This is a genomic window from Microvirga calopogonii (assembly GCF_003347665.1).
Taxonomy (GTDB): Bacteria; Pseudomonadota; Alphaproteobacteria; order Rhizobiales; family Beijerinckiaceae; genus Microvirga; species Microvirga calopogonii.
Window position 1 is genome coordinate 1 of record NZ_QDGA01000046.1, and the last position, 15110, is coordinate 15110.

The 15110-nt window shown below is 59.5% G+C and carries 19 protein-coding genes and 1 pseudogene; 18 read left to right on the top strand and 2 right to left on the bottom strand.

The features are described from left to right. Positions 1 to 1226, top strand: a pseudogene (locus tag DDF70_RS23565) (IS3 family transposase). On the opposite strand, the gene DDF70_RS23570 reads toward DDF70_RS23565, so the two are convergent. Then, positions 1169 to 1891: a M20/M25/M40 family metallo-hydrolase gene (locus DDF70_RS23570; protein ID WP_245435617.1), complete on the bottom strand. Its 723-nt coding sequence runs from the start codon at positions 1889 to 1891 to the stop codon at positions 1169 to 1171. The pseudogene DDF70_RS23565 and the gene DDF70_RS23570 sit on opposite strands and share 58 nt — an antisense overlap. Before the next feature lie 1078 nt (positions 1892 to 2969). On the opposite strand from DDF70_RS23570, the gene DDF70_RS23580 reads away from it, so the two are divergent. The 8 genes from DDF70_RS23580 (at position 2970) to DDF70_RS23615 (ending at position 8851) form a co-directional block, all read left to right on the top strand. Then, positions 2970 to 4376: an Eco57I restriction-modification methylase domain-containing protein gene (locus tag DDF70_RS23580; RefSeq protein WP_114947254.1), complete on the top strand. Its 1407-nt coding sequence runs from the start codon at positions 2970 to 2972 to the stop codon at positions 4374 to 4376. 37 nt (positions 4377 to 4413) lie between these two features. Then, complete coding sequence (locus DDF70_RS23585) at positions 4414 to 4764, top strand: hypothetical protein (RefSeq protein ID WP_114947255.1); 351 nt, start codon at positions 4414 to 4416, stop codon at positions 4762 to 4764. Between the two features lie 26 nt (positions 4765 to 4790). Further along, entirely contained in the window at positions 4791 to 5360 is a 570-nt protein-coding gene (locus DDF70_RS23590) for a hypothetical protein (protein ID WP_162820609.1), read from the top strand. 5 nt (positions 5361 to 5365) lie between these two features. After that, the gene (locus DDF70_RS23595; protein ID WP_205772467.1) at positions 5366 to 6409 is read left to right on the top strand and encodes a phosphoadenosine phosphosulfate reductase domain-containing protein; all 1044 of its coding nucleotides are present in this window, start codon (positions 5366 to 5368) and stop codon (positions 6407 to 6409) included. Between the two features lie 71 nt (positions 6410 to 6480). Further along, positions 6481 to 7044, top strand: a complete 564-nt coding sequence (locus DDF70_RS23600) for a hypothetical protein (RefSeq protein WP_162820610.1) — start codon at positions 6481 to 6483, stop codon at positions 7042 to 7044. Between the two features lie 5 nt (positions 7045 to 7049). Further along, the gene (locus DDF70_RS23605) at positions 7050 to 7508 is read left to right on the top strand and encodes a hypothetical protein (RefSeq protein ID WP_114947258.1); all 459 of its coding nucleotides are present in this window, start codon (positions 7050 to 7052) and stop codon (positions 7506 to 7508) included. 43 nt (positions 7509 to 7551) lie between these two features. Beyond that, positions 7552 to 8427, top strand: a complete 876-nt coding sequence (locus DDF70_RS23610; RefSeq protein WP_114947259.1) for a hypothetical protein — start codon at positions 7552 to 7554, stop codon at positions 8425 to 8427. Between the two features lie 22 nt (positions 8428 to 8449). Further along, on the top strand, positions 8450 to 8851 hold the full coding sequence (locus DDF70_RS23615; protein ID WP_114947260.1) for a hypothetical protein: 402 nt from the start codon (positions 8450 to 8452) through the stop codon (positions 8849 to 8851). A 135-nt stretch (positions 8852 to 8986) separates the two neighbouring features. Here DDF70_RS23615 and DDF70_RS23620 read toward each other — a convergent pair whose 3' ends face one another. Beyond that, positions 8987 to 10684: a methyl-accepting chemotaxis protein gene (locus DDF70_RS23620; protein WP_114947261.1), complete on the bottom strand. Its 1698-nt coding sequence runs from the start codon at positions 10682 to 10684 to the stop codon at positions 8987 to 8989. Positions 10685 to 10931: 247 nt separating this feature from the next. Between DDF70_RS23620 and DDF70_RS23625 the strand changes: the two genes are divergently transcribed. From DDF70_RS23625 to DDF70_RS23665, 9 genes are all read left to right on the top strand, one after another. Beyond that, a complete protein-coding gene (locus DDF70_RS23625; RefSeq protein ID WP_114947262.1) occupies positions 10932 to 11267 on the top strand; it encodes a hypothetical protein in 336 nt (111 codons plus the stop codon). Then, positions 11264 to 11635 (top strand): hypothetical protein, encoded by a 372-nt coding sequence (locus DDF70_RS23630; protein WP_114947263.1) that lies wholly within the window; start codon positions 11264 to 11266, stop codon positions 11633 to 11635. Before DDF70_RS23625 ends, DDF70_RS23630 begins: the two co-directional genes overlap by 4 nt. After that, a complete protein-coding gene (locus DDF70_RS23635; RefSeq protein WP_245435618.1) occupies positions 11632 to 12063 on the top strand; it encodes a hypothetical protein in 432 nt (143 codons plus the stop codon). Before DDF70_RS23630 ends, DDF70_RS23635 begins: the two co-directional genes overlap by 4 nt. A 13-nt stretch (positions 12064 to 12076) precedes the next feature. Beyond that, the gene (locus DDF70_RS23640) at positions 12077 to 12382 is read left to right on the top strand and encodes a hypothetical protein (protein ID WP_114947264.1); all 306 of its coding nucleotides are present in this window, start codon (positions 12077 to 12079) and stop codon (positions 12380 to 12382) included. 151 nt (positions 12383 to 12533) lie between these two features. Continuing rightward, the gene (locus DDF70_RS23645; RefSeq protein WP_162820611.1) at positions 12534 to 12725 is read left to right on the top strand and encodes a hypothetical protein; all 192 of its coding nucleotides are present in this window, start codon (positions 12534 to 12536) and stop codon (positions 12723 to 12725) included. Positions 12726 to 13275: 550 nt separating this feature from the next. Further along, on the top strand, positions 13276 to 13485 hold the full coding sequence (locus DDF70_RS23650; protein WP_114947266.1) for a hypothetical protein: 210 nt from the start codon (positions 13276 to 13278) through the stop codon (positions 13483 to 13485). A 91-nt stretch (positions 13486 to 13576) separates the two neighbouring features. Next, positions 13577 to 13942: a nuclear transport factor 2 family protein gene (locus tag DDF70_RS23655; protein WP_114947267.1), complete on the top strand. Its 366-nt coding sequence runs from the start codon at positions 13577 to 13579 to the stop codon at positions 13940 to 13942. Between the two features lie 194 nt (positions 13943 to 14136). Continuing rightward, positions 14137 to 14772: a hypothetical protein gene (locus tag DDF70_RS23660; protein ID WP_114947268.1), complete on the top strand. Its 636-nt coding sequence runs from the start codon at positions 14137 to 14139 to the stop codon at positions 14770 to 14772. A 29-nt stretch (positions 14773 to 14801) separates the two neighbouring features. Continuing rightward, on the top strand, positions 14802 to 15101 hold the full coding sequence (locus DDF70_RS23665; RefSeq protein ID WP_114947269.1) for an ATP-binding protein: 300 nt from the start codon (positions 14802 to 14804) through the stop codon (positions 15099 to 15101). Positions 15102 to 15110: the final 9 nt, after the last annotated feature.

Sequence of the window (15110 nt, forward strand, 5' to 3'; positions counted from 1 at the left end):
ATGATGACAGAGATGATGAAGGATGCGGCCGGTCCGGGCCGTGGTGGGCGCATGTCGCGCCAGCGCAAACGCGAGGCGGTTCTGCGGCTGCTGCGCGGTGAGGATCTGGACACGGTCTCGCGCTCCCTGGGCGTGACGGCCGCCACGCTGAGCGGCTGGCGCGATGCTTTCCTGGCAGCCGGCGAGGCCAGTCTCGCCACCCGGCTGGCCACCGGTGAGGCGCTGGGGACTGAGCGGCTCAAGGCCCGGCTCGGCGAGATGCTGCTGGAGCGTGAGCTGCTGGAGGCCAAGATTGCCCTTCTGGAGGGCGGCCGCCCTTTAGCTCAGAGGAGGTCGAGGCGATGAGCCGGGCCCTCTCGCCGAGCAGCGGCCGGCCCTATGGCTTGGCGCGTGTCTGCCGGATCTGGCGCGTGGCCCGGGCGAGCGTCTACCGGCAGCGTCAGCCGCAGACGGACCGGCGGCGCCGCGGCCCGGTCGGACCGCTGTCCGATCCAGTGCTCACAACCGAGATCCGTGCCGTCCTGGCCGCCAGTCCGTTCCATGGCGAGGGGCATCGGAAAGTTTGGGCCCGCCTGCGCCTGAAGGGCATCCGCACCTCGCTCCGCCGTGTGTTGCGGCTGATGCGCGAGCACGACCTGCTGGCGCCGTCCCGGATGGGGGCGCCGCGTGGGCCGCGCAACCACGACGGCACGATCATTCCGGCAACCATCGACACCCTGTGGGGCACCGACATGACCACCGCTTGGACTGGCGAAGGGCAAGCTGCCGTGTTCGTGGCGGTCGATCACTACAGTGCCGAGTGCGTCGGCATTCATGCCAGTCGCCAAGCCACCCGCTTTGAAGCTCTCGAGCCGCTGCGCCAGGGCGTACGCGAGCACTTTGGCGGCTTTAGCAAAGGGATTGCTTCAGGCCTGTCGATCCGGCACGACCATGGCAGCCAATACATGTCGCGAGCATTCCAGGACGAGTTGCGGTTCCTTGGGATCGAGAGTTCGCCGGCCTTTGTGCAGGCTCCTGAAGGCAATGGCTGTGCGGAGCGGTTCATCCGCACCCTGAAGGAAAACCTGCTGTGGGTGCGCTCGTTCGAAACCATCGAGGAGTTGCGCCAGGCGCTGCTGACCTTCCGAGAAACCTACAACTCCACCTGGCTGATAGCCCGGCACGGATTTCAGACGCCGAAAGCCGTCCGGCACAACCAGCTTCCATCCGCGGCCCTCGCCGCGTAGGCTTCAATCCGGTGTCTCAAAAACTGCGGGCGGTACAGAATATCGTCTTTCGTCTGGATCTTCGCCTCGTCCATAGCCCTGAGATAAGCCAGGACGGCGGTCAGCCCCTTGGCGTCATCGCCAATGCCAGGAGCCATGAGCTTAGTGCCTTCGCGGCGGACCTTTACCTCCGTACCTTCCGGGAACACCGTATCCAGATGGGCGATGACGGCAACAAACTTCCCGTCACTCGCTGTTCCCTTCCGGATGGCAAGCACGTTGCCTTCCTCATCGATTTCAACATTTGAAAGGCCCAGATCGGCGAGCTTTTTCCGGTAGGCTTCCGCTCTGACCTTTTCCTTGAATGGAGGAGAGGGAATCTCAGTAATCTCGATCAGTTCAGAAACAATTTTCTCGTGATCGCGGTCAAAGATTGCGGCCGCAGATTTGAACTTTGGATTGGCGATGATCGAGCTTGCAACGTCAGCATGATTGGTTGACTTGGGGGCCTGTGCGACGGCTACCGTCGCTGAGGCAGTCGATAAGGCGAGCAACCCTACTGCCGTGCACAACACTCTCTTATTCATAATTCCCTCATTCTTCGCGATGACATGTGCCAGCGTCCGTGGAGAAAATATTTCGAACTTCGAAATATTACCGCTGCTGGTGCGCAGCTGTTCCTCCAAATCAGTGCGGCACTTCCGAATGAAAGAATCTTTCTCCCATGAGGACAAGGCTAAAAGTAAAGATCCAGCGCTCAGATAGTGTGTGCAGATTGCATAGCTTTTCGGCAGAGATCGTACTTTAACGCTCGCATCGCTGCCCTATCTTCTGTGAGTTGTCCTGCCACATCCGAGGTTCTTCGCGATGATTTTGGATGGCAGTGCTTGGAAAGCGCAATCGCATGACATAGAAAAGGGCAGCGACGCTGCCCGATTGATCTTGCCCATAGTTCGGGCTATCTATTGCATTGCAACACGGCGATTGGCGTCGCAGCGTTGCCGCCCTTCTTGGGCGTTTCCTCCCTAAACGTAGGGCCGCCTTGAGCGGCCTTTTTTGTGCTCAGTAAGCTAACTCCCAGTCGACGCCGGGCAATAGCAAAAAGTCGTATGCTCTTACCATGCGACCCGGGGAAGCCTGCGCTTCCATTTCTGGCCCCTTGGCAAGTCCGCGACCGTTTTCGGCATCGCTCTTTGCCGCTTCACAGTGGCAAGAATAGCCGCCGGCAAGACAGTTAGAGCCTCTTCGATCGTGATCGGCTCACTCGCCACTTCTTCGGACAGGCTGTCTGTAGCTGCCTCAGGCCCGACCATCCGCCTCGGTTTTATGACCCGACGCTTCTTAGGACGTGCCTCGACAGGCTTCTGCGGCGCGAAGCTCTCGACGATACTCGGCAATACCCGCCGCTTTGGCGAAGCACCTTCTGAAGCACCAATCGATTTGCCATCGCTATCTCGTAGCTCTCGCCTTGGAGCAGCTTCCGTCGGCTTAGGATCAAGAATGAACCGCTGAAACGTTGAAGCTTTCTGGGAGGGTAGGCGGGACCGTTTCACTTCGAAAGTAAAATGAGATGTTGATTTCTTCATCACTTCAATTCTGTGGGGTCTAAGTTAGCGACCCAAATGCTTGGAAATCGGAAAGTGATACTCATCACTGGGTCAATCATCTGATCCGAGAAGTACAGGTCCAGGTAAAACCCCTGGAAGTGCCCCGATCAGGCTTGCAGCCTCATACCACGGCTCGATTTCAAGGCAATCCCCCAACATGCTCGATCTGTTTGATGCGGCTGGCGACCTCTCGGCCGCCATCGAAGCTCTCCATGCCGCCACAGCCCTCTATACGGCAGAACCCGTGGTCGACGTTCTGCTCGATCGGATCGGCTGGCCGGATGCCGACGGCAGGCTGGTCGACCCCAGCGCTGGTGACGGCATGTCCATGGTCCGGGCTCTCAGTCGTCTTGACCTCGCGCCCGGTGATTTCCGGGAGGTCGCCCGTGTTCAGGGCTGGGAGCTTCATCCCGGCGCCATGCGGTCCGCCCGGGAGCGTGTGCAATCCCATCTCATCAGCAACGGCTGGTCGACCGCCTCTGCCTACAAAGCTGCCCTTGCTATCGTTCACCACGGTGACTTCCTGACCGGAGGCCCCGCGCCTGGTACCTTCCGCTTCTGTGCAGGTAATCCCCCTTACCTGCGCTACGTCCACCTGCCTGAGGTGCTGAAGGATCTCTACCGGCCCATCCTGCCGGATTTCGCCCGTGGCGACCTTCTCCACGCATTCCTCGACCGCTGCGTCTACAACATGCCGCCCGACGGCATCATCGGCTTCGTCACGTCGGACCGGATCTGGGTGAACGACACGGCCGCCAACCTGCGCAAGCAACTCGGCCACAAGGTCGGCATCGACCACATCTCCAGGCTCGATCCGAGCTCCAGCTTCTACATGCCCAAAACCCGCCGAAAAGGGACACCTCCCCGTATCCACCCGGTGGAAGTCGTGCTCACACCCTCAGGACAGGCCAGGATCCCTCTGGGAAAACAACCTGTTTCGCCGGACGGCTCCCTGGATCACCATGATGGGCCGACCCTCGCCGATATCGCCACCGTCCGCCTCGCCCCATGGCTCGGACCGCACGGGATATTCACCATCGACGCTCACCAGGTCGGCCGGCTCCCCGATGCAGATCTTGTGCCTGCGGTGGACAGCGACGACATCGATCCTGCCACCGATGCCTTGCGGCCGGCGACCCGCTACGCCATTCGCACCCTCAAGGACTGCGAGCCTACAGGTGCAGTAAAAGACCACCTGCAAACAACAATGGTCCGCATGCCCAAGCGCGGGCAAAAGGGACGCTGGTGGATGCCTCCTGAATCGATCACCTTGCCTCTCGATCGGCCGGCCCTGCTGATCCCCCGCATCGGGCGCAAGATCCGGACCATACGGCTGGAGCCGGGCATTCTGCCGATCAATCACAACCTCTATGTGGTCTCCGCCGGTCCAGATCACTCGCTCGAAACCATTCAAGAAGTCCTGCAGAGTGAGGAGACCCAAACGTGGGTCTTGAGAAATGCCCCGCCCGTTGAGAATGGCTATCTCGACATCAGGGCAGGGCTGCTGCGCCGGATTCCTATTCCCGGATCTTTGAGCCCGAAGACGTCAAACGTCCAAGGCTAAACCCCAAAAGCTGGATCCAAGGAAAAGGCACGCGGCCATGACCACTTGCATTTTTACCGACAATCTCAACTGCCGCGGTCAATTCCGCCGACTGCGTTCTGTCCGCGATGCCCTCGACCAGATCCATGCATCGTTCGGCACAGTTAAGGAACTGACTGTTCTAGATGGCAGTGACCGCATTCTGGCCTTCATCCCGACCCGCACAACGAGCGGGGAACTCAAGGTCTGGGACTACCGCACCAGCAAGTTCGCGGATCCTAAGATTCTTTTGCGCTCCGGTGCGCTCTTCGCCTCATCCGTCGCCAGCGACGAAATGCAGGAAGCCTTTCAGCGCGAGATTCTCGACCGCGAAATCTCTGGCGCTGCGCCATTGCCGCTGGCCGCCTGATCTTTCCTCCATCTCAGGACTATTCCATGAGCGCTCTTGATGAGAAGCGTCGGCTTGCGGCTGACGAAGAATGCAGCATGTTCGATTTCGGCTATGAGGTTAAGGACGCCTCCGGTTGGGAGTGGACGACCCCAGGTAACCACTGGGAGAAGCCGATCTTCTTCTTCGGAGATGATCGTGACGCCCCATCGATCCGGGGCACCTTTCACATCACGTTTCATGATGGATCGGACGAGATCGCAGAATCTCACGTGAACATCCTCGGCGACGTGATCCAGGGTCACTCATCACCTCAACTTTCGAACCGAGCGACCACAAACGATGGCCCTGACACGAAGATCGTGAAGGTCGTCTATAAGGTTGTGGCCCTGATGCCTGCCGCCGACGCCCATTGGTCGCAGCACTCGAGGGCCGAAAAAGCCCTGAGTGAAATCAATGAGGGCGGCTGGATCGGGTGCGAGATCGTCGCCTCGGTTGAGAACATTCCCGATGACCAGGTACGCGACGAACTTCTCGCAATCGGAAACGACGGCGCCTTCTTTGATGACGTCCTCAACCTTGATGAAGACGCTTCCGCCACATCACACCAGGAGTAAACCTCGTGGAACAGCTTGCTCTGTTTTCGTTCTCGGAGCCGCCACCCGTGGATACGCCTCAGGATCTAGCTGAGAAGCCAGACCTCTCTTCCTACGACTACTACATAGTCGCCTTCAGCGGAGGCAAGGATAGCTGTTCGGCATTGCTTCATTTGCTCGAGTCAGGCGTCGATCGGTCTCGTGTCGAACTATTCCATCACGATGTAGATGGTAAGAACCCGTTTTTCGATTGGCCGGTGACAACCTCTTATTGTGAAGCCGTCGCTAAAGCGTTCGGCATCCAGATCTACATGAGCTGGCGCGAGGGAGGATTCCTACGCGAAATGCTGCGCAATGGGACACCGACTGCTCCTGTGATCTTCGAAAAGCCCGATGGAACCCTCGGAAAAGCAGGGGGTGAGGGGCCTATTGGAACGAGATTGCGCTTCCCCCAGGTCACTGCGAATCTTCAAACTCGCTATTGCAGCGCCGCCACTAAAATCGACGTGGGAGCGGCCGCTCTTAGAGGGCAAGATCGATTTCTAGGTAAACGCACACTGTTCATCACAGGCGAGCGTGCTCAGGAAAGCGCAGCGCGATCCCGCTACAAGTCTCTCGAACGTCACCGCTCAGATACCCGTGATGGAACGCGACGTGCCCGTCACATCGATCATTGGCGTCCAGTTCTGCAATGGTCTGAGGAGGAAGTATGGGCGATCATGAAGCGGCACGGACTTAACCCACATCCGTGCTACTGGCTGGGGCTTTCCAGAGCTTCATGTGCCTTTTGTATCTTCGGGGGCGCCGACCAATGGGCCACGCTTCAGTATATCTGGCCTGAGCGCTTCGAGATTGTTGCAAACTACGAAGAACAATTCGGCGTCACAATCAAGCGAAACATGAGCGTGCGCGAACTTGCCGCGAAGGGCAAACCCTACGGTCCGGCTCTTGCCTCACCTGAGATCGCACGCTTGGCGCTTTCCGAGACGTATAGTGTGCCAGTTTTGATCGACCCCACCACATGGACGTACCCTCCCGGTGCGTTCGGCGAAAGTGGCGGTCCGAGTTGAGGATCCTTATGCCCCACATTCTCAAATCATATGTCGCCACGATGAGCAGCCCGGATGGCAGCGAGCAGACGGTGACCGCTGAGGTCGAAAGCTGCCCCGGTTACACGATGCTCGACGACCTGGGAGAGATTCTTCGAACGGCACGGAAGAGATGCGCTGCAAGTGTCGTCGACTACGACAGCTTCACATCGGACAGCGAGTACCTGAACACGCTCGACGCCAAGGGCGCCGAGTATCACGTCGTGTCGATCCGGAAACCAGGTCAGCCCGTTAGGTTCGCCTACGAAGGTTATGTCGGTGAGAACGACGAGACAATCTTCAGCGGCCCGGTTCTCGCCGTTGATGCCGACGAAGCCGACTTCGCCGCTCGCTGGGGGATCGCTCTTCAAGCAGGAACCCTCAAAGGGAGCGCCTTTTTCGATCCGGAACTCTTTTCCGAGGCTCTGGAAGCCGTCGAGGTTGTCCGCTGCAGCGATCACCCTGTCAGCCTCCCGGAACTCGTCAGCAGCGCTCGCACCCTCATAGCCGCCAATGAACGTGGCGAGCCAATCTCTGACTTGCTCGACGAGCTCGCGGTTCTGACCGCCCTTGTCCCCATCCACACTCCAGAAGCCGTACCTGCGGCGAAGGACTGATCGCTATGACCAGCTATTTCATCGACGTGCGCTTTGAGCGCCAATTGAGTGATGATCTTCCCATTTTGAACCTGCCGGATGCTGTGGTCCGCGACGAACGGCGCCTCGGCGGCCACCTCGTTCGTCAGTTTGTTGGCGAATTCCAGGAGGCCTACGACACCTCATCGGTTGCAGGACACTTCGAAGTGGAGCGGGTCGCTCTCAGCTCCGGTGAGGACATCTGGCGTCATGGCGACCCTGTTCCCCCTTATTCACTGGAAGAGGTCGTCGCGGAACTCCTGCCTGAGATCGACAAGGTGAAGGGGAGCCTTCCCGAAGAGGTTCAGCACCGCCTCGCGAAGGTGGCTAATCTCCTGTCCGTCACGCCGGCTGTTTCGCAGGCACAAGCGCCCTCCGGAGAGGAAGGCAAGCCGGTGGATCTTTCCCCGATCACCCGTATCCCGGCTCCCGCCGTCGCAGCCTGACTTGTTTCGGGCCCCGTCCTGAATTACACCTTAAAGGGTTCCCATGACACCCGCAGCGCAAGAAACCGCCACCCGCGAATATGTGGTCTTTTTCGAGGGCGGCGACGCCCCCGTCCATGTCAAGTTGGATGTTCCAGCTCGGCGCCCGATGATTGTTAACTTCCTCCCAGCGGTTGCCAAAGCCCGCGAGTTGAACTCTGCCTTCGATGCCAACGCCGAGACCCGCCGCATTACGGCATTCCGTAAGGCCGGGGAACCTGTCCGCTACAAGGTCGAGGGGGAATATACGAACGGCGGGACACCTCCGACCTGGACCGATGCTGTTTACGCGATCGATGAGGAGGACGCTGAATTTCAGTGCAAAATGGCGGTTGCCATCAATGAGGGTTGCTCGTTCAGGAACCTGGTCGATCTCCGTAAGTCGATGATCCTGATCCCGGTCATCCACTTGGAGCAGGAGCCGTACTCTAAGGACGACATCACAGCTGCTCTCGCCAACTTCCTGTCGGCTTACAATGCCGGCGAAAATGTCGCCACCCACGTCGCCTCCCTGACCCTCATCGCGGAAACCTGTGGCCACAATGTCTGGAAGCCAGGTCCTTCCGTCCCGCCGAGAGGATTGACGCCCCGGTTCGGCGAAGGGGCCTATAACAGGATCATCGAAACCCCGATCCGGGCCATCGACTTCCGCCTCGTCCTTGAGCCCTCAAGCGGGTTAGCGAGCGTCACCAACCGTGAAGGCGACGGACGCATTCCAACAGATGACAGCGCTGCCTACGCCCAGGTTCTGACGGCCGCTCCCCGGATGGTCCACGCGATCAGACGGGCCCTTCCCTGGATTGAGGGGACCGGCATCGCGGATTCCGATCCTCCCGAGTACCTCGCCTTGAGAAACGCCCTCGACAGGGCCATCGGCTGACACCACACCCCTGAGGTCAATCATGAGCGCAGTTTCCCTCTTCTCGACGCCGGATCTCATTGCGGAGTACGCCAAGCCGGATCAGGACATCTTCGGAAACCCGATCCAGGTGGGCGCCACCGTCCGCTCCTTCAATCTGGCGACGCTGCTCAATGACGGGCGGATCTACGGGATGGATACACGGATTACCCCGTCGAACCGGGTGGACTTCATCGAAGGGATGGTGGTCGCCATCGGCGAGATCGTACACGAAGGCTGCCCCCGATACACGATCCAGATCACCCGTGAGTGCTACGGCGCCGAAGGGGTCGACACCTCCGATGTCTGCTATGGCGCCGGTCACCTGGTCTACCCGCCGCTCAACGGCACCCCGAAGTCTCTCGGAGGGGTCACCTTTGGCGTAGTCGCTATCGGTCCAGTGTAGCGGCGGTTCGCTTGCCACAATAAGAAAGGCGCCCCTCCCAGTAGGGGCGCCTTCCGTTGTCAGCTCACCGCAGGAGCGAGCCGCCCGACGAACTGGGGTTCGCCGATATTCGCCATATAGCTCCGAAAGCTTGCCTTAAGCTGCCTTCACGCCCCGGAGGAACTGGCCGACTTCGTCGCCGAGGCTGTTGGAGTGACGAGCCAGTTCCTGAGCGGCACTCAGGACCTGAGAAGCCGCTGCCCCCGTCTCGCCCGCACCCCGGCGTACGTCGCCGATGTTCCCGGTCACATGCTCGGTCCCACGGGCGGCCTCCTGGACGTTACGGGCGATCTCACCCGTAGCCGCGCCCTGCTCCTCCATGGCGGCCGCAATCGAAGTCGAGATCTGGGACATCTCCCCGATGGTCTGGGTGATCGTCTGAATCGCCTGGACAGCCTCGCGGGTCGCCTGCTGCACCGACGCGATCTGCTGCGAGATCTCGTCCGTCGCCTTCGCCGTCTGGTTCGCGAGCTCCTTCACCTCGGAAGCCACAACCGCAAAGCCCTTACCCGCTTCGCCGGCGCGCGCCGCCTCAATGGTGGCATTGAGCGCCAGCAGATTGGTCTGGCCTGCGACCGAGTTGATCAGAGCAATGACGTTACCAATCTTCTCGGCCGTGGAGGCAAGCTGCTGCACGATGGCGTCGGTGCGCTGGGCATCCTGAACCGCACGATCAGCAATCCGCGAGGACTGGGTCACCTGCGAGGCGATCTCCCGGATCGAGATCGACAGTTCCTCCGTGGCCGCAGCCACCGTCTGCACATTGGCCGAGGTCTGCTCGGCCGCCGAGGCAGCGCTGATCGTCTGGTTGTTAGTCTGATCCGCGATGGACGTCATCGTCTGGGCGGTCGCTTCCATCTCGGTCGCAGCCGAGGCCAGCCCCTGGGTCATGGCCGAGACATTGCGCTCGAAATCCTTGGTCAGTTGATCGAGGACCTGGGCGCGGCGCATCTTGGCCTCATCCTCGGCCGCCTGCTCGGCAGCCAGGCGGCGCGCCTCGATGGCGTTGTCCTTGAACACCTGCAGCGAGCGGGCGAGTGCTCCGACCTCGTCTTTGCGCTCAGTGCCGGTCACAGGAACATCAAGCTCCCCTCCGGCCAAGCGGCCCATCGCTCCTGTCATCGACCCCAGCGGACGGGCCACGCCCAAGAGGACAATCGAGCAGATCAGGCCGATAGCGACTGCAATGCCGCCCGCTGCAGAACCGATGAGCCACCATCTGGCGCTCAATGCATCGGAATTGGCCTTATCCTTGGCCTGGTTTAGTTCGAGAGCGATACCCTCGATGCTTGTGGTAATTTGATCCCGCAGAGCACGGCGCAGATCACGTGCCGAGCCATTCGTAATCTCGGTAGCCTTGCCGTCATTACCGGCCATGGAGGCAGCAACGCTCTGTTCCAGCAATTTGAAGTAGTTGAGACTGGCGTCCCGCAGGTTCTCATTGAGCTTACGGAATTCCGCGGAGCTCGAAGAATCCACAATCCAAGTAAGATCGTCCGTTGCCTTTTTGACTGCGGTCTTGAAAGCGTTCTCGACGCTTTTAACGCGATCCGGAAGGTTTTTAGGCGTCAGGATCATGCCCTTTTCCTGGATGGACGCCTCATTGATCTGCGTATTGACGCTCTGAACCATGCTCAGGCGCTTGGCGTCACTATCGACAATGCGCTGGGTGTCCGCAGCCATGTCATCAAGGCCTGACACGGCCATCACGATTAGGCCAATAGCAATCGCAACAAAGACCACGACCGGGATGGCGATCTTCGTAAGGATCTTCAGATTATTGAGGAGTCTCATCGTCTTTCGTTGGCCCGCTCGCATCGCCGCGAGAAGCGCACGCCCCCTGACGCGCATAAATCAGGCGCGGCAAAAATTCGTCATAGACGTGAAGAAGACATTAAGCTTACCGCTAAATCTTAGCTGAATAATTTCTCTACGTACTTCCCCTTATCTTCAACTGCGCCGTTTTGGGTCTGAAATTCTAAACACGCTGTTCATGTTTAGACATGAACTATTCCATTCATGTCCCCAGAAAGGATTGCGCATGCGCAGGCTCAACTACGACACGCTGAATATCATCGTCGCCGTTCAGCGCCTCCGGAGCTTCATGATCGCCGACAGCGCCATCCGTGAAGCCGCCGGCCAGGAGAATCCAAGCTGGTTCAAGTCGGCGGAATCCTACTACTCCGAGATTCCGGATTGCGTGATGAAGGTCGCCGGGCTGCACAACAACCGCAGCGACTTCGAGAAGGTTCTGAACTTCGAGGTCACAGACGAGATGCTGAAGACGAACCACAACAAGCTGTCGATATTCGAATTCCCGGGCGATGATCGCGACGAGTACCGCGCTGAGACGGGAGTAGTCGCCGTCGCATCATGACCCGGCCCAACGACATCAAGGCGCCCGACGGCTACCTCCTCGGCGGCCTTCGGCGGGTGCGGAACGACGGTACCATCCTCTTCCAGCGCGGGTGGTGGAAAGCTCCGGCCGTGTGGATCGGCAAGGAAGTCTGGGTACACGAGGACGAACTGGGAAGTCCTGGCATGCGCGACCGAGAGGTGATTATCAGGGCCGCTCCTCCAGGTGTCTACATCGCGACCGCAATCCTCGAGGGTGTTGCTGTCGTCTGCCATCGCACGGATCGGCCGGACGCGAAACTCGGATGGCGCGATCCCGTCAAACTGGCATGGGCAAACCGGCATAGTGAGGTTCCGAAACCTGAGCCTGAAACAGCAGATACGCGGTGAAGACCAAACTCTGGCTTCTTCAACTGGCAAAATCAGTGAAGGATCCCCAAAAGCTGATTCAGCATGGCACGGCCCCTTTCCTCGAATGCTCCAGCCGCGGAGATCGCCGCTTCAGTGCCTTCGCGGCCCGGCTCAAGGGCCGTGGAAACAAGTCCATCGAAGAACTCTATCAGGCTGCAAAGCGGTTCGAGGACGGCTCGACCGGCCTGACCTGGCGTGAAGCCAAAGGCAAGCGGGCCGTGAATGCCGATGAGGTGAGGGCGCTCTACTCAGTACTCTGGGACGAGTACATTGCCGAGAACCCGCACCTTCTGCCGGTTCTGACGAGCGCCAGCGGCCTGCAGGACCTGTTCGGTCAGGCCGGCCACGCCTGCCAGGCAACCGAGCTTTGGCGCATCCGCTGCGCTGCACTCTGCGTGTCCCCATAAGATAGAGGTTACCATGAGCGAACTTCCCGCCCTCTCGTCACTGGCAAGGAAAGCCCTGACGGTGCTTAACGAGGGCGGGGAGTTCCGCTACGCGCTCGAAACGAGTAGCTACACCAGGCGGGAGCAATTCACTGCACGCCTCAAGACCGTCTCTGGCCGGACGGTTCGCGGCATCGGCATGAGCACGATGTATGAACTGAAGGGTCACGGGCTCATCGTGCCCGCAAACAGCACATCGATATCCACCTACTACCGTTTGAATCCATCGCTCCGCAGTAATCACGCAGGCGAAATCAACAATTGTGCCTCCCAGGGGTAGAACCGACAGACGAATTCTGGTATTGAAGCTGCCCCGCGGATCTTCCGCTCGGTTCACAGCCACAGCCAGAGGAGGCGTTACATGTCTATGCGACTTTGCACGTACGAACGCGCCGCTCTCCTCGTCCCAACTCATGCTGCTGGTGGCTCCAATGAAACCGACCGTATTCCCTCTGCCCTTGGTAGGGTTCGCATTCCGCTTTGAGTTCATTCGCGTTCCGCGCAAGCCCGCGAACGATCACAAGCATCCCGTTCTGACCTTCGACTTCGTCGAGGCGCTAAAACGGGATGTGAGCCCTCATATTTTGCGCGACATAGGCGTCGACAGAAGCCGGTCCGATTAGCGGTTTGGCTGAATTGTCTTCGCCAATGATCTCGCTCGCGACTGATCGTGTGTGTCGCCACACATCGGCACGGAGAAGCTGTGTCTACATAGATCTTGCGATGCCGGAACACATCGCAAGCGCCCTGGTGGGAGGTCTGGTGCTCAGCCTCCTGCCGGGGCAATTCTGCTTATGCACAGCCTGATGTTGAACCGACGAGGCACTTGGCGTATTATCCTGCCGTGGTGTTGCAACCGGCATCACAACAATTCGCCCTGACAGTGAGCTCCGCACGGCTAACTCTGTCAGGGCGTTTTCATTTGAGCAGCGTTGACGGAATTGCGTCTGCTTCCTATCTCCCAGGCGTGGTGTCATTCCCTTGGACCACGAACGCCTTGGTCGAGGTTTCCAAGACAGCACCTCTGCCAAGGCGTTCTTCTGCGTCCTGCAGCCTGCTGCGCGCACGCTCTGCTCCCGATCTCACCTGATGCGACCACTATTCATTCCGCTCGTGGATCGGGCGCGCGTTGGCATGCCTTACACCTTCGTTATCGGCCCCCAAGGAGGATCAATGACCTACTTCACCAACACCAGCCTTCGCCTTCTCGAGACGGCATCAACAAAGGCCAACACAGAGTTCTCGCCATGGTGGCTGGCTCTGAACGGAGAATTGGCCAAGCGCAAGCTTCCCGAAGCCCGCTATGGCGATGCTCGGGACTACTACGAGACTGGCCATTCCCCGGAGACAGCAGCCGACGATATCGTCGCCACCGCCACGTAAAGCATTACCTCAGGCGTAATCGACCCGATGCCGTGTCTCCTCCATGGTCCTCATGCCGGTGTTACCCCGGCCCACCACCAGGAGACAGCACATGACCGACGCCACCTCGATCGCCAACCGCTACATTGTCCTCTGGAATGAGACCAATGCCGACCGCCGGCAGGCTCTATTCTCGGAGCTCTGGGCCGAGGACGGGACATATATCGACCCGCTTATGCAGGGCAGGGGGCATAGCCAGATCGATGGGCTCATCAGCGCCGTGCATCAGCAGTTTCCCGGGTTCCGCTTTGCTCTGATCGGCCAGCCTGACGGCCATGGCGACAACGTGCGGTTCTCGTGGCAGCTCGGACCCGAAGGCGCGGACGGGCCGATCAAGGGCACAGACTTCGCCACTCTCGACAATGGGCGCCTGAAGGAGGTTGTGGGTTTCCTCGACCAGGTTCCGGCAGCCGCCTAACACTCTCCTTCCTCAAGCGTCCAAGAGGCTGGTCCAGATTGAGTTTGGGCCAGCCTTTTTCTTTTCCAGTTCTGCTCATCTGCCAGTCGGCATTTCTCAATCCCCAAGAGAAGAATCTCGACGGCGCGGGCTCGACGCAGGGTCGATCGAACCGCAACCCACCCTTGCCGGCACAGAGTTGACCGGAGGATCGCATGACACATGATTTCAAGCTCAGGAACGGGCATCGCACCCGCGCGCTTTTGCACGCGGTCTCACTGATCAATGCCCAGGCCTGCAAACCCCTGTACGAGCGTCGCTCCCGCCTTCTGAGCGACATAGTTCATTGTGCTTACCAGATCGGCGCTCTGGCAAGCCACCTGCTCGGATTCGTGGAGATAGCTCACACCTACCGCAGCGTCTGGGGTGTCTGGCTCGACCATTGCTCCCGTCCGGGGTTCCTGATCTTCCAACTACCGGAAGGAGCGATGAACCGTCAGCCGATGGCCGGCGAAATCCTCAGCTTCAAGCGTGTTCATGAAGGAGGGAAGGGTGGAAGTGCCTCCTTCCTCCCCGTCGCGACTGTTTCTTGGGCTCTGTCGACGGAAGCTTCTGGGGTCGAAGCGTATCAAGCCAGCCTCAAGGAATATGTCAGGATTCTGGAAGAGGACATCTGTCCGGCGGTGATGGCGGAGTTCGCCCAGGTGCCGGCCTTCGTCCAGGCTTTCAACGACTGCGTCACCTATCAGGACATCGTGAAGATCTTCCCGGCCGTCGCCAGGATCCTCAAGGCTGATGACGAACAGCGAAACGACAGTGCCGTCTCCGCTCTCCTCAACCTCGCCGGCTAACTCTCCCTCGATCTTCCAAGGCAATTGCAATGAACACGCTCACCACCACTTCCGTTGAAGCCACCCTCGGCCGCAAGCTCATCACCCGGGCAGATCAGTTCTTCAGCCATTCTGTGGACTGCAGCATTGACGAGATGATCCAGAACTCCCGCCGCGCCAAGGCAAAGAACGTCCGGTTCATCCTTGAAGACGGCGATCTCGTCATCGCGGATGATGGTCACGGGTTAACGGCCGACAACGCCCACATCCTGCTGATGGCGGACGGCAGCAACAACGACGATGCGACCGAGTCTACGGAACGCGCGGCAGGTCTCGGATTCTTTCCTTAGCGAAATACG